The organism is Actinoplanes sp. ATCC 53533 (assembly GCF_003947245.1).
On the sequence record NZ_QHHV01000052.1, the window covers coordinates 1 to 22563 of the forward strand.

At 71.5% G+C, this 22563-nt stretch carries 21 protein-coding genes; 12 read left to right on the forward strand and 9 right to left on the reverse strand.

Annotated features, from left to right (window positions below; translation table 11 throughout):
• Nucleotides 1–389: 389 nt before the first annotated feature.
• The 3 genes from DMB66_RS18130 to DMB66_RS18140 all read right to left on the reverse strand — a co-directional run bounded on the left by DMB66_RS18130 (nucleotide 390) and on the right by DMB66_RS18140 (nucleotide 2610).
• Entirely contained in the window at nucleotides 390–938 is a 549-nt protein-coding gene (locus tag DMB66_RS18130; protein WP_125805272.1) for a flavoprotein, read from the reverse strand.
• A 99-nt stretch (nucleotides 939–1037) separates the two neighbouring features.
• Nucleotides 1038–1253 (reverse strand): DUF397 domain-containing protein, encoded by a 216-nt coding sequence (locus DMB66_RS18135; RefSeq protein ID WP_125805273.1) that lies wholly within the window; start codon nucleotides 1251–1253, stop codon nucleotides 1038–1040.
• Nucleotides 1254–1431: 178 nt separating this feature from the next.
• Entirely contained in the window at nucleotides 1432–2610 is a 1179-nt protein-coding gene (locus DMB66_RS18140) for a helix-turn-helix domain-containing protein (RefSeq protein ID WP_125805274.1), read from the reverse strand.
• 508 nt (nucleotides 2611–3118) lie between these two features.
• On the opposite strand from DMB66_RS18140, the gene DMB66_RS18145 reads away from it, so the two are divergent.
• From DMB66_RS18145 to DMB66_RS18155, 3 genes are all read left to right on the forward strand, one after another.
• Nucleotides 3119–3754, forward strand: coding sequence for a hypothetical protein (locus DMB66_RS18145; protein ID WP_125805275.1), 636 nt, complete (start codon nucleotides 3119–3121; stop codon nucleotides 3752–3754).
• A 654-nt stretch (nucleotides 3755–4408) separates the two neighbouring features.
• Nucleotides 4409–5470, forward strand: coding sequence for a type I glyceraldehyde-3-phosphate dehydrogenase (locus DMB66_RS18150; protein ID WP_125805276.1), 1062 nt, complete (start codon nucleotides 4409–4411; stop codon nucleotides 5468–5470).
• A gap of 9 nt (nucleotides 5471–5479) precedes the next feature.
• Nucleotides 5480–6394, forward strand: a complete 915-nt coding sequence (locus DMB66_RS18155) for a serine/threonine dehydratase (protein WP_125805277.1) — start codon at nucleotides 5480–5482, stop codon at nucleotides 6392–6394.
• 49 nt (nucleotides 6395–6443) lie between these two features.
• Here the strand turns inward: DMB66_RS18155 and DMB66_RS18160 are convergent, their stop codons facing one another.
• Nucleotides 6444–7688 carry an MFS transporter gene (locus tag DMB66_RS18160; protein ID WP_125805278.1) on the reverse strand — a complete coding sequence of 415 codons (1245 nt, stop codon included), beginning with the start codon at nucleotides 7686–7688 and terminating at the stop codon, nucleotides 6444–6446.
• Nucleotides 7689–7769: 81 nt separating this feature from the next.
• Here DMB66_RS18160 and DMB66_RS18165 point away from each other — a divergent pair, with 81 nt between their 5' ends.
• The 4 genes from DMB66_RS18165 (at nucleotide 7770) to DMB66_RS18180 (ending at nucleotide 11221) form a co-directional block, all read left to right on the forward strand.
• Nucleotides 7770–8681 carry a LysR family transcriptional regulator gene (locus DMB66_RS18165; RefSeq protein WP_125805279.1) on the forward strand — a complete coding sequence of 304 codons (912 nt, stop codon included), beginning with the start codon at nucleotides 7770–7772 and terminating at the stop codon, nucleotides 8679–8681.
• Nucleotides 8682–9827, forward strand: coding sequence for an ABC transporter permease (locus tag DMB66_RS18170; RefSeq protein ID WP_125805280.1), 1146 nt, complete (start codon nucleotides 8682–8684; stop codon nucleotides 9825–9827).
• A 94-nt stretch (nucleotides 9828–9921) separates the two neighbouring features.
• A complete protein-coding gene (ribA, locus tag DMB66_RS18175) occupies nucleotides 9922–10536 on the forward strand; it encodes a GTP cyclohydrolase II (RefSeq protein ID WP_125805281.1) in 615 nt (204 codons plus the stop codon).
• Nucleotides 10537–10615: 79 nt separating this feature from the next.
• On the forward strand, nucleotides 10616–11221 hold the full coding sequence (locus tag DMB66_RS18180; RefSeq protein WP_125805282.1) for a D-alanyl-D-alanine carboxypeptidase family protein: 606 nt from the start codon (nucleotides 10616–10618) through the stop codon (nucleotides 11219–11221).
• Here the strand turns inward: DMB66_RS18180 and DMB66_RS18185 are convergent.
• Nucleotides 11218–12009, reverse strand: coding sequence for a class I SAM-dependent methyltransferase (locus tag DMB66_RS18185; protein WP_125805283.1), 792 nt, complete (start codon nucleotides 12007–12009; stop codon nucleotides 11218–11220). The two genes, DMB66_RS18180 and DMB66_RS18185, sit on opposite strands and share 4 nt — an antisense overlap.
• A 110-nt stretch (nucleotides 12010–12119) precedes the next feature.
• Here DMB66_RS18185 and DMB66_RS18190 point away from each other — a divergent pair, with 110 nt between their 5' ends.
• Entirely contained in the window at nucleotides 12120–13142 is a 1023-nt protein-coding gene (locus DMB66_RS18190; RefSeq protein WP_125805284.1) for an aspartate-semialdehyde dehydrogenase, read from the forward strand.
• 159 nt (nucleotides 13143–13301) lie between these two features.
• Nucleotides 13302–13505, forward strand: coding sequence for a hypothetical protein (locus DMB66_RS18195; RefSeq protein WP_125805285.1), 204 nt, complete (start codon nucleotides 13302–13304; stop codon nucleotides 13503–13505).
• Here DMB66_RS18195 and DMB66_RS18200 read toward each other — a convergent pair.
• Nucleotides 13502–15139, reverse strand: coding sequence for a hypothetical protein (locus tag DMB66_RS18200; RefSeq protein ID WP_125805286.1), 1638 nt, complete (start codon nucleotides 15137–15139; stop codon nucleotides 13502–13504). The genes DMB66_RS18195 and DMB66_RS18200 overlap by 4 nt on opposite strands.
• Here DMB66_RS18200 and DMB66_RS61215 point away from each other — a divergent pair.
• The 3 genes from DMB66_RS61215 (at nucleotide 15138) to DMB66_RS18210 (ending at nucleotide 19104) form a co-directional block, all read left to right on the forward strand.
• Nucleotides 15138–15305: a hypothetical protein gene (locus DMB66_RS61215; protein WP_158647267.1), complete on the forward strand. Its 168-nt coding sequence runs from the start codon at nucleotides 15138–15140 to the stop codon at nucleotides 15303–15305. The two genes, DMB66_RS18200 and DMB66_RS61215, sit on opposite strands and share 2 nt — an antisense overlap.
• A 103-nt stretch (nucleotides 15306–15408) precedes the next feature.
• The gene (locus tag DMB66_RS18205) at nucleotides 15409–16881 is read left to right on the forward strand and encodes an RNB domain-containing ribonuclease (protein ID WP_125805287.1); all 1473 of its coding nucleotides are present in this window, start codon (nucleotides 15409–15411) and stop codon (nucleotides 16879–16881) included.
• 477 nt (nucleotides 16882–17358) lie between these two features.
• A complete protein-coding gene (locus tag DMB66_RS18210; protein ID WP_125805288.1) occupies nucleotides 17359–19104 on the forward strand; it encodes a S8 family serine peptidase in 1746 nt (581 codons plus the stop codon).
• A gap of 97 nt (nucleotides 19105–19201) precedes the next feature.
• Here DMB66_RS18210 and DMB66_RS18215 read toward each other — a convergent pair whose 3' ends face one another.
• From DMB66_RS18215 to DMB66_RS18225, 3 genes are all read right to left on the reverse strand, one after another.
• Nucleotides 19202–21475 (reverse strand): tetratricopeptide repeat protein, encoded by a 2274-nt coding sequence (locus DMB66_RS18215; protein ID WP_125805289.1) that lies wholly within the window; start codon nucleotides 21473–21475, stop codon nucleotides 19202–19204.
• Between the two features lie 52 nt (nucleotides 21476–21527).
• Nucleotides 21528–21965, reverse strand: coding sequence for a hypothetical protein (locus DMB66_RS18220; protein ID WP_125805290.1), 438 nt, complete (start codon nucleotides 21963–21965; stop codon nucleotides 21528–21530).
• Nucleotides 21966–22070: 105 nt separating this feature from the next.
• Nucleotides 22071–22520: a VOC family protein gene (locus DMB66_RS18225; protein ID WP_125805291.1), complete on the reverse strand. Its 450-nt coding sequence runs from the start codon at nucleotides 22518–22520 to the stop codon at nucleotides 22071–22073.
• Nucleotides 22521–22563 lie beyond the last annotated feature (43 nt).

Below are 22563 nucleotides of genomic sequence, written 5' to 3' on the forward strand. Positions count from 1 at the left end.
CGTGGAGGTAGATGCGCAGCTCGCGGCGTAGTTGGTTGATTTCTTCGATGACTCGAAGGTCGTCCGGGTCGAGGCTGGGCGCACGGAACAGCATGTACCCAGCGTGGCGGTTGACAGAACTTCTGTCAACTTGAACAGATGATCTATCAATCTGCCAACACGTAGCGTGATGATGATCTCCTTCCTTGCGGGGATGCAACTCGAAACTTGCGAGACGGCGGCCGTCCTTGACAGATGATTTGTCAATCTGTTCATTGCTTTCCGTTGCCGAGCAGCTCGGATCAAGCTATGACGCTCGGTTATCGTGCAGCTTCCGTCCGTCAACCCCGAGAGGGTCGGCTGCGCGCGCCCCATGAGGCAGGGGCAAGATCAACCACAGGGCGAGCTCGTCAGCTGGAGAGGTCGTCCGGGATTTTTCGGACCTCGGCGAGCACGTCGGTCCATGGGAACGAGCCGCCCGCGTCGCAGCGGGAGCCGCCCGGTTTGGTCTGGTCGGTGAGCACGACGCGGACGCCGTCGGCCTGCAGGCTGCGGATGCTGCGGGCGTAGGCGCTGTAGTTGGCCAGGGCTCGGTTCATCCATGGGGCGACGATGATCGGTTGGCGGTTGCCGATCGCCTCGCAGACGATGCCGACGGCGAGGGTGTCGCTGATGCCGTTGGCCAGTTTGTTGACCGTGTTGAAGCTGGCCGGGGCGACCACGTACGCGTCGGCCGGGGGGAGGATGTCCGGGTCGGTGGGGTTCTTGTACGTCGATCGGACCGGGTGGCCGGTGAGGTCGGCCAGGTGTGCCGTGTCGACGAACCGGGCGCCCATCGGGGTGGTGATCACGCACACCCGCCAGCCGTCGGCGATGACGTCGGCGATGAAATCGTAGCTGCTCGCGGCGTTGCTGACGCCGCAGATGACGGCGTAGAGCACAGGCCCTGCCGAGGTCATGTCGGGTCTCCTGGGTGGTCACCGGCGGCGATGAGTGAGGCGGCGGCCTCCGGATGGCCGCCGCTCCTCCATGATCGTGTCAGTGATGCCGGTCGGCGATCAGCCGTCGATGTCGAACTCGCCGTCCTTGGTGCCGCCCACGAACGCGGCCCACTCCGCGTGCGTGAAGACGAGCACCGGGCCGGCCGGGTCCTTGCTGTGCCGGACCGCGGCGCCGTCGTCGAGCAGCGCCACCTCGACGCAGTTGTTGCCGCCGTTGCCGTTGCTGCGGCTGCTCTTCTTCCACTGGGCAGCGTTCGCCTGAGTCGTATTCATGGTCAGTTCTCCATCCGATGTTGGACTGACGGATCGCACGCCATCTGCGCCGACGCTTTCGCTCGCCCGGTTCGTCGGTTCCGGGAGAGCCGCCGGCCCGACGAAGGTCGATGCCGTGCTGGTGTTCCCAGCTTGGGTCCGCGCGGCGGCCGAAAAGTTGCCTGTTTGGCAACCCCGGCTAGGACTGGGTGAGAACGCCGCACCGCTCGGCCAGGCCGCGCAGGTCGGCGCCGTCCGTCCGCCGGTGGCCCTTGTCGAGCAGTTCGCGGACGTTGTTGCGGACGACGGGGCTGAGCCGGACCCGCAACGGGGCGGATCGCTCGGCGCGCCGGAACGCCTCGATCGCCTCCGGGCGGCGGTCCAGCTGCTTGAAGGCCCGGCCGACGTCCACCCAGAGGTAGGACATCCGCTCGTGGTGGCGTACCGGCTTCTCGGTGAGCGGTCGGGCCGCGTCGAGGGCCGCCGCGGGGTTGCCGCCCTCGACCTCGATCGACACCCGGTGCATGGTCACGTTCCAGGTGGCGAAGGAGGCGTGCCGGGCGATCAGGGCCGGCTCGTCGAGCCGTTCGGCCAGCCGCTCCGCGTCCGCCACCATGGTTCGGGCGTCGTCGACGTCGCCCAGGGTGGCGCTGGTCGAGGCGGCCACCAGCAGGCAGGAGCCGCGGGCGGCCAGCCCTTCCGCTCCGGCCGCGTGCATCGCCTGCGCTGCCAGCGCCACCGCCTGGGCCCGGCGCAGCGCGCCCGCCGCCGCCAGCGCGTGTGCCTGCGCGTACGCCACGAAGCCGAGCGTCGCCGGGTTGCCGATCTTCTCCGCGGCCGCCCGCATCTGCTCGGCGGCCATCCAGGCCAGGTCGAATTCGCCGAGGTTGCGCATCAGGAACATCGCGGCGTAGGAGGCGATGACGGCTCGCTCGTACGCCGCCGTCGTGCCCAGGGTCAGGGCGCTCTGCTGAGTCCAGCGCAGCAGGTCCGGGATGACCCGCGCCTGACGGGCCAGGTCGCAGGAGTTCATCAGCAGGTCGAGGCCGTCGACGACGGCGGCGATCTCCTGCTCGGACCGGAGTGGCCCACTCGGGTCGAGCAGCGCGAGCCGGGTCTCGTTCACCCCGGCCCGGGTGTCCGCGAGCGCCCGGCCGCGCACGGCGTACGGCTGGCCGGTCAGGTCCGGCACGGGCACCTGTAACGCGGACGAGATCCGGTTCAGCAGGGACCGCGAGTCGGCCGAGCGTTCCCCGCGCTCCAGCCGGGACAGGTACGGCTTGCTGATGCCGGCCAGCCCGGCCGCCTGATCCAGACTCATCCCGCGATAGCGGCGGTACCGCCGGATTCTGGTGCCTATGCCCTCGTCGTCGTTCATCAGCGCCCCCTCGCGACGACTGCGCAGCGCAGTGACCTCGGTGAGGAATGTCGGTCAGAATCGGCGGCGGCAGCGGCCGGGCGGTTGACGACAACGGTCTCGGCGCCGACGCCGGTGCCGGGCGTGCCGTGTCGGTGATGGCGCAGGTCCCGGCCGGGCAGATCGCGCCGGGACGCGCGGGAGTCGATGGCCCGGGGGCCAGGACGCCGACCGCGTTTCCGGTCTGTCTCGCAGCCGGATCATCGTCGGTCGCGCCCGCCAGGCGTCGATGTCTCGTGGGACGACGGGTGCAGTCATGATCGTGTGAAGGAGGCGCGACGACGGATCGCCGCAACCGTCACAGATGGCCTCTGAAATGGGAAGACGCGGTTCGCATTCTGCCACGTTCGGCCTACGCCGGGGGCGATCACGTTAGTCGACGGTGACCGGGCGGCCGGCGGACCGGGGGAGTGGTGTCAGAAGTGGGCTATGTGTTGACGCTGCGGTGACGGGATCGCACGCTGAGTACATGGCCACCTTTGGACTACGGCAGAACGGTCGGCGGCTCGCCGCCGTGGACGACTACCAGTTCCCCGGAAGCGTCCGGCAGCGGTTCGTTCAGCAACACGGCGAACTGACCGTCGACGGCATTCGGTCGGTCGAGGCTGCCGCCCGGCAATGGTTCCGGCTCGGCGTCCGGCATCCCAAAGCGCGGCTTGCCATGCCTTCCGTGATCGTCGACGACTTCTGGCGCGAGTTCGTATTGCAGACCCGGGAGTATGCGGAGTTCTGTGCGGCGCTCGGGCGGGTTCCGCCGCGCGCGCCGGAGCCGGCGACGACTGCCGATGGTCGGCCGGGAGCCCTGCAGGCCACCTTCCGGTACGCGCAGCAGGATGAGCTTGCCGGCGTGCGGCCGCTGCCGGTGCTCTTCCGCGTGGACCAGGAACTCGCCGTTGCGGGCGGGCGGCACTATCTGGCCGACTGCGGTGGCCGCGGCATCTGCTACGAGCTCAAGGGCACCATCTGCCTGCAGCATCTCGGCGGATCCGGCAAGGCTCCCGGCAGCGGCACGTGGAGGCTCAGGCGTCCCCCGCCCCCCGTTGACGGCTTCTCCGGGAACGACGGCTTCAGCGGCTGTGGCGGCGGCTGTGGCGGTGGTAACTGACCGGGTCTGGACCGAGCCGAGCCGCGGCGCGGCGGGTGGACTGCCGACCGGCCCGAGATCAGTCGAACAATCGTTTCCCGAAGTGCTCGGCGCGGCTTGCCGGGCGGCGTTGGATGGCGAATTGCGATCCGCTTGGAATCGTTTGTCGTGGCCGTCTCCGAGGACGGGTTTTAATGGTCAAAGCGGCCGTCGACCATCGAAATTGCGGATGATCGGAATCGGGCTCGAATTGCTCGGCAATACGCCGCCGGGTGGGTGGCGTTCAGTATAGCGGCGCAAGTGCCGATTCGTCGGGAACGATCCGATGTGGGGTTATACACCGGGTGACCGGGCCGCGAGGCCGCCCGCCGCGGGCGTCGGACGGGGCAAACTACTCGGCTGCCGGTGGCCGAGTCGCCCCCGACGCCGGCTCGGCTCCGCAAAACTACAGGTGGTGGGCAGTGTCCAGAAAGGATTCGCCGGTCCGTATACTCCCTCGCCCATCGGCAGGTGGGGTGCCTGACTTGCGTGTTTCGCCGTGACCCCGCCCCGGGTTGACGTGCAACTTGCACACTCATAGTGTCTACAGTGTAACGGCGAGTGCTTGCTGGGTACGCTTCCAGGAGGTCGCTCCCCGGTGCATCCGTCGAGCAACCCGGCCATAGGGAGTCCTTGGTGAGTGTCGCGATCGGCATCAACGGTTTCGGTCGGATCGGCCGCAGCCTGATGCGCATTGTCGGTGCTTCGGCGGAGCTGGGAATCACCGTCGCAGCCATTAACGACATCGCCCCGGTGGACCGTTTGGCGTACGGCCTCAAACGCGACAGCGTGCGCGGAAGATTCCCCGGAACGGTGGTCGCCGCTCCCGGCCGGCTCATCGTCAACAGCCAGCCGATCTGGGCGTTCAACGAGTCGCAGCCGGGTCGCATCCCCTGGGCGGAAGCCGGGGTCGACGTGGTCATCGAGGCCACCGGACGGTTCCGCAACGGCGCGAGCGCCCGCGACCACATCATCGGGGGCGGCGCCCGCAAGGTCGTGATCAGCGCCTCGGCGGACGACCCGGACGCGGTGCTGATCTTCGGCGCCAACCATCAGCGCTACGACCCCATGCGGCACGACATCATCTCGCCCGCCTCCTGCGGCGTGAACGCGCTGGCGGTGATGGCCAAGGTCCTGCTGGAGCGCTTCGGGCTGCGCTCGGTGCACACCTCGGTGGTGCTGGCGATCCAGAGCTGGCAGAAGGCGCAGGACGCCATGACCGGCTCGTCCCGGGACGACCCGCGGCTGGGCCGGGCGGTGCACGGCAGCATCATTCCGCACAACCACGTCGCCGGTGACCTGCTGAGCGTCGCGCTGCCGCAGCTCGGCAAGGTGCGGTACAGCTACTACTGCGTGCCGACCCCGATCGGGTCGCTGGCCGAGCTGACCGGTTTCACCGACCGCCCGGTCAGCCGCAACGAGGTCAACCGGGCGATGGCCGACGCCGCGGCGGGCTTCCTGGGCGGGGTGCTGGACTATGACCCCGATCCCACCGTGTCGGTGGACGTGCGGGACAACCCGGCGTCCTGCCTGTTCGACCCGTCGGGCACCCAGACCAGCGCCGACGGCGGCGTGCAGGTGCGCGGCTGGTTCGACAACGAGTGGGGATTCGCGCACCGCCTGCTGGATCTGGCGCGCCTCGTGGGGGAACGTGAGGCCGTACCGGTGGGCGCGCCGTACCGGTCCGGCGTCGTGTAGAACTGATCGGTGATTACCACCAGCGAGGTCGAGGCGGCGGCCCGCCGGGTCGCCGGGCGAATCCGGCGCACGCCGGTGCTCAGCGACGGGCCGGCGCTGCTCAAGCTCGAGTTTCTGCAGCACGCGGGGTCCTTCAAGACCCGGGGCATGTTCAACAAGATCCTGGCCGAGGCCGAGCGCGGGCTGCCGGCCGCGGGCGTCATCGCGGCCTCCGGCGGCAACGCGGGGCTCGCGGCGGCGTACGCGGCCCGCGAGCTGGGCGTGCCCGCCGAGATCTACGTGCCGGTCAACGCCCCGCCGGTCAAGGTCGCCAAGCTGGCCAAGCTCGGTGCCCGGGTGGCCCAGGTCGGCACCGAGTATGCGGAGGCGTACGCGGCCGCGGTCGTGCAGGCCGAGGTGACCGGGGCGCTGTTCTGCCACGCCTACGACGACCCGGACATGGTGGCCGGCAACGGCACCCTCGGGCTGGAGCTGATCGACCAGCTCCCGGACGGCTTCGACACGGTGCTGGTCGCGGTCGGCGGGGGCGGCCTGATCGCCGGCGTGGCCGCCGCCCTGCGGGAGCGTGCCCGGGTCGTCGCGGTCGAGCCGGTCACCTCCGCCGCCCTGCACGCGGCGATCGAGGCGGGCGGCCCGGTGGACGTCGCGGTCTCCGGGGTCGCGGCGGATTCGCTGGGTGCGCGGCGGGCCGGGACGATCGCCTACGAGACGGCGGCCGCGGCGAAACTGCCGTCCGTGCTGGTGGCCGACCAGGCGATCGTGGAGGCCCGGCGGCAGTTGTGGGAGGACTACCGGATCGTCGTCGAGCACGGCACCGCCGCCGCCCAGGCCGCGCTGGCCTCGGGCGCCTACGTGCCGGAGCCGGGGGAACGGGTCGTGGTGCTGCTCTGCGGCGCGAACACGAACCCCGCCGATCTTGCCTGAGCGGGGCCGCCAGGGGTGTCTGGCGGAAGCTGGACCGCGCCGCAGGCCGTCATGATCCGCCAGCCCCCTGGGCGCGGGCGGCCCGGTCGGCGAGGGCTGTCGCGCCCAGCAGGGCCAGCAGGAAGCCGCTGAACCAGAGCATCGCCGTGGTCGCGGGCAGATAGTGGGTCGCGATGCCCAGGCCCAGCGCCGGGCCGATCAGGCCGAGGTAGGCGACCAGGAACAGGCCGGCGAGGGCCTCGCCGCGGACCGCGGGGGCGGCCATCGCGGCGACGGCGCCGACCGCGGACTTGAAGAGCAGGCCCGCGCCGCCGCCGGCGACCGCGCCGCCGACGAGGAAGAGCGCCAGCGAGGACAGGTGCATCCCGGCGCCGAGCACGACCAGGCCGGCGGCCTCGGCGGCCAGGCCCGCGGGGAACCGCCGGGCGGGGCTGAGCAGGTTGGACCCGGCCTGGGCGGCGGCCGCGGCGCCGAAGACGAGGAACACCACGATGCCCGCGAGCAGCCGTCCGGGGTGGTGCAGCGAGCCGGCGACGAAGCTGGGCGCCAGCGAGGTGAACAGGCCGAAGACGGCGAAACCCGCGAACGCGCCGGCGGCGGCGACAGCGTAGCCGGCCCGGTCGGCCGCGGCGACGCGGATCCGCTGCGGGCGGTAGCGGGGAGTGACGGCGGGCGCGACGACCGTCTCGGGCGTGGCCGCGACGGCGACCGCGCCGAGCGCGAGCAGGACCAGGAAGACCAGATACGGGGTACGCAGCGGAGCGTCGACGAACTGCGCCAGCGCCCCGGCCACCAGGGTGCCGGTGCCCAGCCCGCCCAGGTTCGCCGCGGCGGAGATCAGCTCGAAGCGGCCACGCCCGGCGTGCGGCCGGTGCATGGCGTGCAGCTCCAACAGGTACGCCGTGGCGGTAGCGGTGATCATGCCGACGCCGAGGCCGGTGACGAACCGGGCGATCAGCAAGCCGGGCAGGGCCGGCCAGACGACGAAGAGCACCGCGGCGACGGCTTCGAGGCCGAGCGCGGGCAGCAGCACCCGCTTGCGGCCGACCCAGTCGGAGACGTGGCCGGCCAGCAGCAGGCTGGTGACGACGCCGACGGCGTAGACGGCGAAGACGACCGTCACGGTGAACGGGGTGAAGCCGTCCTGCCGCTGGTAGATCGGGTAGAGCGGGGTGGGCACCGTGGAGAACGCCATCGAGATCGCGAAGACGGCGGCGATCAGCCAGAATCCGGTGCCGTGGCGGGCGGAGCCGCGCCGGGTCTCCGGTGACTGGGGTACGGCGGTAACGGTCATGCCACGAGCCTGCGTCGGCCCAAGCATCATGTGCAACGAAGGATTGTGCTGGCAACTATCACCGAATGCGATAGTTGGGGCATGGAGTTCCGTCACCTCGCCTACTTCGTCGCCGTCGCCGAGGAGGGCAGCTTCACCCGGGCCGCCGCCCGCCTGCACGTGGTGCAGTCCGGGGTCTCCGCCGCGATCAAGGCGCTCGAGCACGAACTGGGCGCGCCGCTGCTGGAACGCACCTCCAAGCGGGTCGCGCTCACCGACGCCGGCGCCGCACTGCTGCCCCGGGCCCGGGCCGCGCTCGACGCCGCGCGGGCGGCCCGCGACGCGGTGGACGAGGTCAGCGGCGGGTTGCGGGGCACCCTGCGGATCGGCACGCTGACCGCGATCGGCCTCGTCGACCTGCCCGCGCTGCTGGGCCGCTTCCACCGGACCCACCCGGGCGTCACCCTGCGACTGACGGTCTCGACCCGGGGCTCCGCGGGCCTGGTGGACGCGCTGACCGACGGCAGCCTCGACTTGGCCCTGGTCTCCGTGCCCGGCCGCCCGCCGGCCGGTGTCCACCTTCGGCAGTTGCTCCGGTTGCCGATGGAGCTGGTGGTGCCGGCCGGGCACCGGCTCGCGGCCGCGCCGGCGGTGCGGATCGCCGATCTCGCGGACGAGCGGTTCGTGGACTTCCCGATCGGCTACGGCAACCGTACGGTGATCGACCGGGCCTTCGCGGCGGCCGGCGTGGACCGGCAGGTGTCGCTGGAGGTCATCGACATCAGCACCGGGGCCGGCTTCGTCCGGCACGGGCTCGGCGTCGCGATCCTGCCGCGCTTCGCCGTACCGGATGAAGTGGATCTGGTGGTGTTGCCCGTCGCGGAGGCGGACCTGGACTGGCCGCTCGGGATCGCCACCTCGGCGGTCCGCGCGCCCAGCGCGGCCGCGCGGGCGCTGCTCACCATGATCGACGATCACCTGCGCCCGCCCGGCGATCTCCGCGATGCTGGTTGAGTGCCCGAAGACCACCATATTCAGTCGGTTCGTCAGTTCCGCCGGTTCGCCCTGGTGGTCTGCCTCGTCGGGGTGGCGGTGCAGCTCGCGCTGACCGCGTACTACCTCGGGATGGGGCACAAGGCCACCCCGCACGACGTACCGGTGGGCCTGATCGCGCCCGCCGCCAAGCGGGCGGCGATCGTCGATCTGCTGGAGCGCGACGGGGTCTTCGCGGTGAGTGACTACGCCGACGTCGCGGATCTGCGGTCGGGGATCGAGAGCCGAGAGGTGTACGGCGGGGTCGACGCGAGCGCCGCGCAGCCGCATCTCTACCTCGCCTCCGCCGCCGGGCAGGCCGCCGCCGGCCTGCTGCGCGGCACCTACACCTCGGTCGTCGGTCAGCAGAACGCCCAGCAGCTCGCGGCGCTGGCCGAGCAGGGCGACACGATCTCCGTCGCGCGGGCCGAGGCGATCGCCGCGGCCCCGGCCGTCACCGACGTGGTGCCGCTGCCCGCCGACGACGTCAACGGCGCCTCGCTCGGCTTCCTCACCCAGGCGCTCGCCCTCGGCGGCACCATCGCCTCGATCGGCCTGGGCCGGCTGATCCCGCGCACCCGGCGCTCCTGGAAGCGCGCGCTGGGCCACCTCAGCACCCTGATCGTGTACGCGCTGGGCTCGGCCGCCGTGGTGCTCTGGTCGATGACCTGGTTCGGGGTCGGCGCCGACGCCGACCTCGCGGAGATGTTCGGCATCTTCGCGCTGATGTCGCTGGCCGTCACCGGCTCGACCGCCGGCGCGGTGGCCCTGTTCGGCCCGGCCGGCGCGCTCCTCGGCGCCCTCTACTTCACCGTGGGCACCGTCATCTCGGGCGCGAGCATCCTGCCGGAGTTCCTCCCCACGTTCGGCCGCTACCTCGGCGAGAACCTGCCGACCGGCGCCGGCGTGCAGGCGGTCCGCGACAATCTTTATTTTCCGGCCGGACCGATCGGCCGGCACCTGCTCGTGCTGGCCCTCTACGCCGGGTGCGGGTGCCTCCTCGTGCTGGTCACGAACCTGTTGCCGAACCGCGCGGACCGCACCAGCGGGGTCGATCTGGAGCTGAAGGACCGCATCGAGGGCAACGAGCACCGCGAGCCCGTCCCGATTCCCCCGGCAATTTCTTGATCCGTTGTGACGTATGGCTCGTGGTTCCTTTAACAAGTGCGGCGTATGGTCAATCCCGTACTTGAAGCGTCAAGTGCTTAGGGAGCAGGGTCTCATGTCTTTGGGTATTCGCAGCCGGGTCGCCGTGCCGCTGAAGTTCGCGGACGGGTACGCCACGACGGCCGAGGTCATCACCTTCGACGGCCTCGCCGACGGCAAGGAGCACCTCGCGCTCGCCCTCGGCGACGCCTTCGGCGCGGAGGTGCCGCTCGTGCGCCCACACTCCGAGTGCCTCACCGGTGACGTGTTCGGCTCCGAGCGCTGCGACTGCGGCCCGCAGTTACGTGAGGCCGTCGAGCGCATCGCCGGCGTCGGCGGCTTCCTGCTGTACCTGCGCCAGGAGGGTCGCGGCATCGGGCTCTACGCCAAGCTCGACGCGTACGCGCTGCAGGACCTGGGCATGGACACGTACGAGGCGAACCGGGCGCTCGGGCACGCCGACGACGAGCGGGACTACACCGCCGCGGCGCAGATGCTCTCCGCGCTGGGCGTCGGCGCGGTCGACCTGCTCACCAACAACCCGGACAAACCCTCGCAGCTGCGCTCGTACGGGGTCGATGTGCGCACCGTGGTGCCGACCAAGGTGCACGCCTCGGACGCCAACGTGCGCTACCTACAGGCCAAGGTCGCGCACACCGCGCACACCATCGACCTGCCGCTGGCTGTCTGACTTCGGGTTTCCGCTCAGTCATTTTTCCGTTGCGCCGAACGGTAGTGCGACATGCCGTCGAGCACGGAGGTGTATCGCTGTGGGGATCGAGGCCGTCAACAGCCGCATCGCCGATATCCAGAGCCGGATGATCGCGATGCAGACCCAGCAGGCCACGGCGACGAGGACAGCGTCGGCCGCGTCGGGCACCTCGGCGCCGGCCGGCAGCTTCGCCACCGCGCTCGCGGACGCCATGGGAACCCAGTCGTCCGCGGGCGTGGCGAAGTCGTACTCGCTGAACAGCAAGGGCATCCCGACCGAGCTGGTCGGCTACGGCAACGGCAAGATCCCGGCGAACGCGCTGGAGAAGGTGGGCAACACCAACCACAAGCTCTGGGCGCCGGCGGCCGAGTCGCTGAACCGGATGATCTCCGACGCCAAGGCGCAGGGCGTGACGATCGGGATCACCGACTCGTACCGCTCGTTCGACGAGCAGGTCGACGTCGCTCGCCGCAAGGGCCTCTACTCGCAGGGCGGGCTGGCGGCCAAGCCCGGCACCAGCGAGCACGGCTGGGGCATGGCCACCGACCTCGACCTGAACAACAAGGCGCAGGCGTGGGTGCGCGCCAACGGCGAGAAGTACGGCTTCGTGGAGAACACGCCGCGCGAGCCGTGGCACTGGGCCTACAAACCGAAGTCCGTCTAGCCCTTTGTGTAGATCAGCTCGCCGTGTAGCAGGGATATCCAGCCGTCGGGGTGGGCGGCCCACGCCTGCCAGGCCTCGGAGATCTTTTGGATGTCCGCGCCTTCCTCCCGTGCTTGTCGCGCCAGGTCGGACTTGAGGATGCGGTCGGCCCACATGCCGCCCCACCACTGGCGGTCCTCGGGCGTCGCGAAGCACCACGTGCTCGACGTCGCGATCGCATCGGTCAGGCCGGCGGCATGGGCCCAGGAGAGCAGCCGGCGTCCGGCGTCGGGCTCGCCGCCGTTGCCACGGGCGATGCGCCGGTACAGGTCCAGCCACTCGTCCAGCTCCGGCAGCCGGGGGAACCAGGCGAACGCGGCGTAGTCGCTGTCGCGTACCGCGATCACCCCGCCCGGCTTGGTCACCCGCCGCATCTCGCGCAGCGCGGTGACCGGATCCCCCACGTGCTGGAGCACCTGGTGGGCGTGCACGACGTCGAAGGTGTCGTCGGCGAAGTCGAGCGCGTGCACGTCGCCGACGGCGAAGTCGACGGTGCTCAGCCCGCGCCGGCCGATCTCGGCCCGGGCCAGATCCAGCGCCTGCCCGGTGGTCTCGAGGGCGGTGACCCGCCCGGGTGTGATCCGCGTCGCGAGGTCCGCGGTGAGGGTGCCGGGGCCGCAGCCGATGTCCAGCAGGGTGTCGCCGGATTTCAGCCGTGGCAGCAGATATGCCGCCGAATTTTCTGCGGTGCGCCAGCGGTGCGAGCGCAGGACCGACTCGTGATGCCCGTGGGTGTAGACAGCAGCCATGCACCGAAGCTACGGCCGCGTCTCGCATATCGGGAGCATCTTCCTGCTATATGGGACGATGTCGAATACCTGATTTCGCGCGGTGGCTGGTAGGCCGTAGTTTTGTGGCCATGAGGATCGGCATCGTAGGGGCGACGGGGCAGGTCGGTGGCGTCATGCGCCGCATCCTGGCCGAGCGCCAGTTCCCCGTTGACCAGCTCCGGCTCTTCGCCTCCGCGCGTTCCGCCGGGCGCGCCCTGTCCTGGGGCGACGGCGAAGTGACCGTCGAGGACGCGGCCACGGCCGACTACCGCGGGCTGGACATAGTCCTGTTCTCGGCGGGCAAGGCCAGCTCGAAGGAGTACGCCCCGAAGGTCGCCGAGGCGGGCGCCGTGGTGATCGACAACTCGTCGGCGTACCGGATGGACCCGGACGTCCCGCTCGTGGTGGCGGAGGTGAACCCGGACGCCATCGCACGGCGCCCCAAGGGCATCATCGCCAACCCGAACTGCACGACGATGGCCGCGATGCCGGTGTTGCGCCCGCTGCACGACGAGGCCGAGCTGGTCGCGCTGGTCGCCACGACGTACCAGGCGGTCTCCGGCGCCGGGCTGGCCGGCGTCGCCGAGCTCGACGAGCAGATCAAGAAGGTCGCGGACCGGGCCGCCGAGCTGGCCTTCGACGGCAGCGCGGTCGAGTTCCCGGCGCCGCGCTCGTTCACCCGGCCGATCGCGTTCAACGTCCTGCCGCTGGCCGGCTCGATCGTCGACGACGGCCTCGGCGAGACCGACGAGGAGCAGAAGCTCCGCAACGAGAGCCGCAAGATCCTGGGCATCCCCGGGCTGAAGGTCTCCGGCACCTGCGTCCGCGTCCCGGTCTTCACCGGCCACTCGCTGCAGGTGAACGCGCGGTTCGCCCGGGCGATCACGCCGGAGCGCGCGCGCGAGCTGCTGGCTGCCGCCCCCGGTGTGGAGCTGTCGGACGTGCCGACGCCGCTGCAGGCGGCCGGCCGGGACCCGACGTTCGTCGGCCGGATCCGCGCCGACGAGACGGTCGACAACGGTCTCGCGCTCTTCCTCTCCAGCGACAACCTGCGCAAGGGCGCGGCTCTCAACGCGGTCCAGGTGGCCGAGCTGGTGGCTGCGGCGCTCTGAGTCCCGCCTGCCGTTGGGGTTCCGTCGGCCCGCCTCGCCCTTGGGTGAGGCGGGCTTTGTCGTTCCTTCGGGGGGTCTTTCCGACATTCCACTATGGAAAAAACGGGCTTTTTGCCTGAATCGGTAGCGCATGGCCGGTTTGAGGTGCACAGTGATTGCATGAACGACAGTGGGCCCGGCGGCGGCTACTTCTGGTGCCTCCGCCACAACCGGGTCGAGGCTGGGGACGACGTATGTCCTGCTCAGTACCGGCTCGGCCCGTACGCCTCCGCTGACGACGCCACGCGGGCGCTCGAGACCGTCGAGAAACGCAATGCGACGTGGGACGCCGAGGATGCCCGCTGGACCGGGGAGGTCAGCTAGGCCGGCTCGACCCCTGTGTCCAAGCCGGAATCCTGCAGTCTCCAGGCGGAGACGAGCCCGCAGTCATTCGCAAGGAGGAACTTCCCCATGGCCGTGCCCAAGAAGGCCCCGACCCGGGCCGCCACGACCGGCGCCAGAAGCGCGCGGGTCGCCGCGTCCCCGGTCGCTACGAAAGCTTCTACCGCTACTTCTACCGCTGCCAAGATTTCTGCCGCTGCCAAGGCTTCTGCCGCTGCCAAGGCTTCTGCCGCTGCCAAGGCTTCTGCCGCTGCCAAGGCTTCTGCCGCTCCCAAGCGGACCGCTGCCGCGACGTCGGCCGCGGTTCGGACTGTGACCGCGCGGTCCGCCGACACCGCGACAGCCAAGACCGCGACTGCCAAGACCGCGACCGCTAAGACCGCGACCGCTAAGACCGCGACTGCCACGACCTCCGGGAAGCCGGTTGCCGCTGCCAAGTCCGGTGGCACGACCAAGTCTGTCGGCACCGCTGCCAAGCCTCTCGCCGCGGTCAAGTCCGGTGCTGCCGCGAAGAAGGTGCCTGTTACCAAGTCGGCCACTGCGCGGTCTGCCGCCAAGCCCGCATCCGCGAAGGTGGCCGGCTCGGCCAAGGGCGGCATGGCGAAGAAGGCTTCCGCGAGCACGGTCGCGGTCAAGAAGACCCCGGCGAAGCCGGCCGCGACCCGTGGTGCCGCCTCTTCGGCCGCGCGTTCCGCTGCCAAATCCACTACCAGGTCTAGTGCCGCCAAGCCCATCGCCGCCAGGTCGGCTGCGGCGACGTCGGGCACCGCCCGGTCGGGCTCGGCCAGGTCGGCTGGCGCCAAGCCGGCGGCTGCCAAGTCGGCATCGGCTCGTCCGGCGGCTGCTAAGTCGGCCTCGGCTCGTCCGGCGGCTGCCAAGTCGGCCCCGGCTCGCTCGACGGCTGCCAACTCGGCCTCGGCTCGCCCGATGGCTGCGGGCTCTGCCTCGGCTCGCTCGACGACGGCGAAGTCCGCGGCGACGAAGGCGGCGGTCAAGTCCGCGGTGACGAAGGCGGCGGCCATTTCCGCCGCGGCGAAGGCAGAGGCCAAGTCCGCTGCCGCGAGGACCGCGGTCAAGCCCGTCGTCGCGAAGCCTGTCGCTGGTAAGGCGACGGTATCCAGGTCTGCCGCGGCGAAGGCCGTCGCGAAGCCTGTCGCTGGTAAGGCGACGGCAATCAGGTCTGCCGCGGCGAAGGCCGCCGCGAAGCCTGTCGCTGGTAAGGCGACGGTATCCAGGTCTGCCGCGACGAAGCCCGTCGCGAAATCTGTCGCTGGTAAGGCGACGATCGCCAAGTCCGCGGCGACGAAGGCGGCAGCCAAGTCGACCACCGCGAAGTCCATCGCTGGTAAGGCGAAGTCCGCGGCGGAGCAGGCTCCGGCCGCGGTCAAGGCCGGTGTCGTGAAGTCCGCCGACGCGGCCAACTCCTCGGCGGTGGCTGCGAAGGGGATCGCTGCGAAGGGGACCGCCGCGAAGGAAGCCGCCGCTAAACGGACCGCCGCGAAGACCGCCGCACGCAGTACCGGCAACGCGGCCGCCGCCAACGTGCGGGCGACCGGGACCGGGACCGGGACCGGGACCGGGACCGGCAAGGCTGCCAACGCCAAGCCCGCCGGCATGACCAAGACCTCGGCCACGAACGCCGGCCGGGTCAAGAGTGCCGCCACGCCCGCCGCCGCCCGCAAGGCCACCGCCGCCGGGAACAGTCGCGTCTCCACCGCCGCCGGCAACGGCCGCGTCCCTACCGCCGCCGGTTCGCCGCGCCGGGCCACCGCGAAGCGCTGACCCCGGGGAACCGGGACGTAAGGGCCGCGCCGTGTTCGGCGCGGCCCTTGTGCGTGTCACGCCGGGCCGCGGAAATGTCGGTGCGGCCTGGTAGGAATGACCCGTGCCGATCAAACGGGTGTGGGCGCCACGCATCGACTTCTCCGTGCTGCGCCGCGAGCTCGATCTACCTGCCGAGTTCCCGCCTGACGCGATGCGAGAGGCGCAGCAGGCCGCGGCGGGCACCGCGTTGCCGCTCGCCGACCGCACCGACATCCCTTTCGTCACCGTTGATCCGGCCACCTCCCGTGACCTCGACCAGGCGATGGAGCTGACCCGCCGCACGGGCGGTGGCTACCGGGTGCGTTATGCCATCGCCGACGTCGCCTCCTATGTGCGGCCGGGTGGCGCGCTCGAGGCCGAGACCTGGGTGCGCGGCCAGACGATCTATTTCCCGGACGGCAAGGTCCCGCTGCACCCGCCGGTGCTCAGCGAGGGCGTGGTGAGCCTGCTGCCCGACGTCGACCGCGCCGCCGTGCTGTGGACCATCGACCTGGACGCCGACGGCGAGCTCGTCGGCATCGCCCTGGAGCGCGCGCGGGTGCGCAGCCGGGCCAAGCTCGACTACGTCGGCCTGCAGGGTGCCGTCGACGCCGGTGCCGCCCCCGATCCGATCGCGTTGCTGCCCGAGCTGGGCAAGCTGCTGGCCCGCCGCGCCGCCGACCGCGGCGCGGTCAACCTGCCGCTGCCCGAGCAGGAGGTCGAGCCGCACGGCGACGGCTGGCAGCTGGTGCTGCGTGCGCCGCTGGCCGTCGAGGAGCACAACGCGCAGATCTCCCTGCTCACCGGCATGGCCGCGGCCAGGCTCATGCTCGACGGCGAGATCGGGCTGCTCCGCACCATGCCGGCGGCCCGCCCCGAGGCGGTGACCAAGCTCCGCGCCGCGGCCGCCTCCCTCGACGTGTCCTGGCCCGACCAGGCCTCCGTCGGCGCGGTCGTGGCCTCGGTCGACCCGGCGAGTCCCCGCGGCGCCGCCTTCCTCAACCAGGCGGCAGAGCTGCTGCGCGGCGCGGGCTACACGGCCTTCGACAAGGAACGGCCGGCGGAGACCGGCCACGGCGGGGTGGGCGCGCCCTATGCACACGTGACGGCACCGCTGCGCCGCCTCGCGGATCGCTACGCGACCGAGGTCTGCCTGGCTCTGCACGAGGAGCGCGAGGTGCCGCAGTGGGCGCGCGAGGCGCTGCCCCGCCTGCCGAAATGCATGGCGACGACCGACCGGGTGGCCTCCGCCGCCGACCGTGGCGCGGTGGCCCTGGCCGAGGCTGTCCTGCTCGCCCACCGGGTGGGGGAGACCTTCGACGCCGGCGTCCTCGACGTCGACGAGATCCGCCCGGACCCCGCGCCGGAGCAGGAGCCGGGTGCCTCCCGAGGCGGCAAGCCTGGCAACAGGCGTCCCCGGGGCGGCAAGGTCGCGATTGACGACCCGGCTGTGCAGGCTCGCTGCCTGGGCGAGCTCCCGCTCGGTGACCGCATCCAGGTCCGCCTGACCCAGGCCGACCCGCGCACCAGGGAGGTCCTCTTCGAGCAGACCTGATCGTTTCGGCATCCGCCGCGCGGGCGCAGGGCTGCGGCGGGCGACTCGCATCAGTGCGGGTGCGTGCAGTCTTGCGACGACAATTCAGGAGCTGCGGTCCGCCACCTCCGGGCGTAGCGCGATGGTCGCCCCGCTGATGTGCCTGACAGCGCGCCCAGGTCGACGAGATCGAGAGCCCCGCGCATCACCTCACGGTTCGCCGTCGGCTGCTGATTCCGTTGGCCGGCGGGAGATCTGGCGGGTAGGACCGGCGGCACCTGGCCGAACGGTTCAACCCCGTGCACGCTGTCCAACGGTGTCCAACGTTGGCCTCGAGATGGTCATCGTCCCCCTAGCCTCGGCACCGTCGATGGCTATAGGAGGTCGGTCTTGCTCAGAAATACATCTCGTCGGATCGCGGCCGGTTTGGCGGCGTCCACGGTGCTCGCTGCCGTCGCGATCGCGCCCGGCCCGGCTCGTGCCGACGACGGAGACGACATGAGCGGCCGGATTGACGCGGCAGCAGCCGGGTCACAACCGGGCAGTCGCGCGGAGGCCGAGGCCCGCCGCGTCGAGCCCGCCGCCCCGGCCACCGGCCCGGCGCGCTTGGTGATCGGCTACCGGGCGGGGGTCAGCCGTACGGCGATGGCCCAGCACCTGCGGGACGCCGGCCTGAGCGCGCAGGACAACGGGTCGCTGGCCAAGGTCGGCGCCCAGGTGGTGACCGTGCCCCGGGCCGACCAGGCCCGGGTGACCGCCGCGCTGCGGTCAGCTCCGAATGTCAGATATGTGGAGCAGGACGGGCAGGTGCGGGCCGCGGCTGTGACGCCCAACGACCCTTACTATCCCTACCAGCCCGAACTCCCGCAGATCACCGTGCCGCAGGCGTGGAGCGTGACCACCGGGTCTGCCTCGGTGACGGTGGCCGTGGTGGGCACCGGGGTCACCGCGCTCGGTGACCTCGCCGGCGCCGTGCTGCCGGGCTGGGACTTCGCCGACGACGATGCCGATGCCGCCGACGCGCGTGGCCATGGCACTTCGGAGGCGTCCCTCATCGCCGGCCGGGGCAACAACGGGGCCGGCATGGCGGGCGTCTGTTGGGCGTGCAAGATCCTCCCGGTCAAGGTGACCGATGCCAACGGTACCGGCCCCGATAGCGACCTGGCTGCCGGCATCGTGTACGCGGCAGACCGGGGCGTGAAGATCATCTACATCGGGGTCATCGCTGACAACCGGAACCAGCCGCTCCAGGACGCGGTGGTGTATGCCCAGCGGAAGGGCGCGCTGGTGGTCGCGCCGGCCGGCAACACGCTCAGCAAAATTCCGCTGTACCCGGCGGCGTACGGCGGAGTGATCGGCGTCGGTGGGACCAACGCGCAAAGCGAGCCGTACATCTACTGCATCGGCGTTGCCTGCGGGGGGACCAACTACGGGCCGGCATGGGTGGACGTCGCCGCGCCGTACTGCACGACAGCCATGGTTCTGGGCGACCCAGCCGAATATGAGGACCTCTTCTGCGGCACCGGGCCACCTGCGGCGCTCGTCGCCGGGACACTCGCGCTGATGAAATCGAAATACCCGAATGCAAGCGCCTCGGCACTGGCCTACAGCCTCACCAGGGGAGCCCGGCAGACCAACACCACCGACTTCACCGAATTCGGCGAGATCCGTGCCGGCACCTCGATCACCACAGTGGATACGGTCGCGCCGAAGATCACCGGCGCCACCCCCAAGCACAACACCCGCTTCCGGGGTGCCGTCACCGTCACCGCGACCGGCGTTTCGGACACGGGCACCGGCGTGGCCTACGCCGCGCTGTACGCCAACGGCAAGTACATCGGACGAGACACCACCGCGCCGTACGCGGTGAGATACGCCAGCGGCAAGACCAACGGCGCCGTGGCCCTGCGATGGCGGGTGTTCGACCGGGCCGGCAACTCGGGGAGCTATAGCCGCACCCTGATCGCCGACAACAAGACTCCCACCGTGAAGATCACCAGCGGACCCAAGAACGGTGCCAAGGTCAAGGGGACGGTGACCGTCAAGGTGTCCGCGAGCGATGCGAGCGGGATCAACAGAGTCGAGTTGCTGATCAACGGCAAGGTCGTGGCGAAGGACACCGCGGCGGCCTACTCCTTCAAGATCAAGGTGAGCAAGTACGGCAAGAAGATGAAGGTACAGGTCCGCGCGGTCGACAAGGTCGGCAACGCGGCGGCGAGCGCATCCCGCACCTGGAAGCGCTGACCGGACGCGGTCGGCCCAGCGGTCCGTGACCGCTGGGCCGATTCGCCGACCGGCCCAGGGCGCAGCGTGCGCGCCGGCGCGATCATAGCGACCGCCGTCAGGAGCTGCCGTCCGCCATCTCCCGGCGCAGCGCCGCGGCTGATTCCGGGTCGAGCTCGTCGAAGATCGCCAGGGCCAGTTCTCGTTCGGTCCGGGCGCCGGACGCGTCGCCTGCTTTCGCCAGCGTCGTGGCCAGGCGGGCCCGGGTGGCGGCCTCGCCCCCGCGGTCGGAGTCCTGCTGGTACGTGCTGACGGCCTCGCCGTACCAGCTGATCGCCGCCGGGTGCTGTCCCAGGTTGTCGCAGATGTAGCCGAGGCTGTCCAGCGTCCCGGCCAGCCCGGCCGAGTCGCCCAATTCTCGCTGTTGGGTCAGGGCCCGCGTGCAGATCGCGAGCGCCCGGTGGAAGTCGCCGGTCAGGGCCGCGTACCAGCCGGTGCCGCTGACTGCCCGGGCGGCGAAGCGGTGCTCGCCCGCCGCCGCGAACAGCTCCGCGGCCCGCTGGGCGTGCGGGATCGCCGCGGCCGGGTCGCCCTCCAGTTCCAGCAGCCAGGCCAGGGTGTTCTCGGCTTGTGCCTGGGCCACCCGATCGCCGGTCCCCGCCGCCAGCTGTGCGGAGCGTTCCAGCAGCTCGCGGCCGAGGCCGAAGCGGCGCAGCCGGATCGTCGCACCGGCGGCGCTGCGGTGGGCGAAGAGCTGCCACGACTCGTCACCCAGCCGCTCGGCGGCCGCCGCGGCAGTCGACTGAGTGTCGAACCACTCCTGCCAGCGGCCCTCGCGATCGAGAAAGTCGGCGAGGGTCCAGGCCAGCTGCCACGCGTACCGGTCATCGCCGGTGTCGGCGCTGTCCCGCACCGCCGTTACCAGGACGCGGCCCTCCGCGCGAAACCACGCGGTCGCGTCGCTCACGTCCGCCAGGACCACCCCGGCCGCCGGCGGCGGCAGCGGGATCGGCCGGCGGGCCGGGTGCAGCCGCATCGCCGCGGCGGCCGCGGTGTGCAGATAGTGGTCGCGCAACCGGGCCCGCTCGGCCTGGGTGTCGGTCGCGGCGGCGAGTTCTCCCGCGTACGCCCGCAGCAGATCGTGCAGCACGTAGCGGCCCGGGCCGGGCTCGTCCGCCAGGCTGACCCGGACCAGCTCGGTGACCAGCCGCCGGGTTTCGGCCGGCGGCTGACCGGCGAGGCTGGCCAGCGCCGCCAGGCCGATCTCGGGCCCCGGGTGCAGCGCGCACAGCCGGAAGATCCGGGCCGCGTCCGGTGACAACCGCAGGTACGACCACGACAGCACGGACCGGACGTCGACTGCCGGGTCTCCGGTGTCCAGCGTGGTCAAGCGGTCCTGCTCCAGCTCGTCGGCGAGCGCCGCCAGCGTCAGCGCCGGTTGCACCGCGAGGCGGGCCCCGACGACCGCGAGCGCCAGCGGCAGCCGGGCGCAGGCGGCGATGATCCGTGCGCTTGCCCGCGGTTCGGTCGTGATCCGGTCGGCGCCGACCCGGGCGGTCAGCAGCCACCGGGCTTCGTCGGCCGGCAGCAGGTCGAGGGGCACGGGATGGGCGCCGTCGGCCACGACCAGGCCGGTGAGCTGTGCGCGGCTGGTCACCAGGACCAGCGAGCCCGGGCCTCCCGGCAGCAGCGGCCGGACCTGCTCGGCGGTCGCCGCGTTGTCGAGAACCACCAGCATCCGGCGGCCCGCCAGCAGGCTGCGGTACAGGGCGGCCTGCGCGTCCAGGCCGGCCGGGATCCGGGCCGGTTCGGCACCCAGCGCGCCGAGGACCTCCCGGACCGCGTCGGCAGGCGGCACCGGGGCGGCGGTGGGGTCGAATCCACGCAGGTTCAGGTGCAGCTGACCGTCCGGGAAACGGTCCGTGAGGCGGTGCGCCCAGTGGATCGCCAGCGTCGTCTTGCCGACTCCGGCCGTACCGGAGATGGCCACCACGCCGTGGCCCGCGTGGCCGAGCCAGCGGTCCAGGCCGGCCAGGGTTTCGGCGCGGCCGGCGAAGGCCGGCAGCGCCGACGGGAGCTGGCGTGGTCCCGGTGGGGGCGCCAGGACCGCTCGGCGGCCCTCCTCGACCCGGTCCCGGGCGGTGGCGAGCCGGCCCTGCTCGGCCGGGGTGGCGCCGAGGAGCCGGATCAGCACGTCGAAGCGGTCGGTGGGCGGCAGCACCTGGCCGGACAGGTAGGCGCCGACGACGCCGTGTGACCAGCCGGTGGCGGCGGCCAGGTCGCGGTAGGTGGCCGGCGACCCGCCGTGGTGCCGGGCCTGACGGCGGCGCAGCTCCCGCAGCAGCCGGCCCAGCCCGTCGAGGGTGGTCACCGTCGTCGCCGTCTCGTCCATCGAGCGGCACAATACCGCCCGAGGCGCAGCCGGCCAGGAGTGGCGCGGCGGGTCAGTAGAGGAAGCGGGGACCGCAGCAGAGGACCAGCAGGAGTCCGAAGAGGATGATCGGGATCGCGATGACCGGGCTGTGCGGCACCGGCTTGCCCGGGCGCAGCGGGCGGCCGTATCGGGTGCCGGCCCCGGCCGGCGGCTCGGCCGGGTGGCGCGGCGCCGGCAGCCGCCTGATCTTGTCGACCTCGTTCGCGTTCGTCAGCAGAGCGATCATCGTGACCAGGGCCGGGATGCCCCACCAGCCGGCGGCCAGGGAGAACTTCTGCTGCTCGCGGAAGATCGTCAGCCCGCAGTCGCGGCAGAACCAGCCTGCCCGGGTCTGGCTGCTGAAGCCGATCAGGATGACGATCACCGCGCGAAAGGAGGCGAACGCGGCCGGTCCTCCTCCGCAGATTCCGCACAACGAGGCGGTCGGCAGGGATGCGGGTGCTGTCACGGTGTGTCCTCCGGGCGATCTCGTCGGGAGGTCATCGTGGCGGCCGGGACGACCGGACCGCCCGGCATCCCGGACGCGGTCGGACAGCGTCGGACAGGCGGCGGATCAGGGAAGCTGGGGCGCGCCCGCCGCGTCCAGCGGCCAGCCCGGGTTATGGGTGATCTCCCAGAGGTGGCCGTCCGGGTCCGTGAAGTAGCCGAGATAGCCGCCCCACTCCGCCGCCCCGCCCGCCTTCACCAGCGTGGCGCCCGCCTGGACCACCGTGCGCAGCGCCTCGTCCACGGCGGCCGGGCTCTCCACGTTGATCGCCAGCATCGTGCCGCGGAAGTCCGCGGCCGGGTTCGGCGGCGACACCCGCGTCGGCAGGCCCGCGTCGGCGGCCATGTCGTCGGTCGAGACCAGGGACAGCAGGCCACCGGTCGTGTGGAAGAAGCTGACCACCCCGGGCACCGAGGCCGGCGACAGCCGCCAGCCGAGCGACTCGTAGAACTCGGTCGAACGTGCCACGTCGGTCACGCCGAGGGTGGCCAGGCTGACTCGGGCGGGAACGGACATGACACGAATTCTGCCATTGACCCGATCTTGCCCGAGCCCGTAC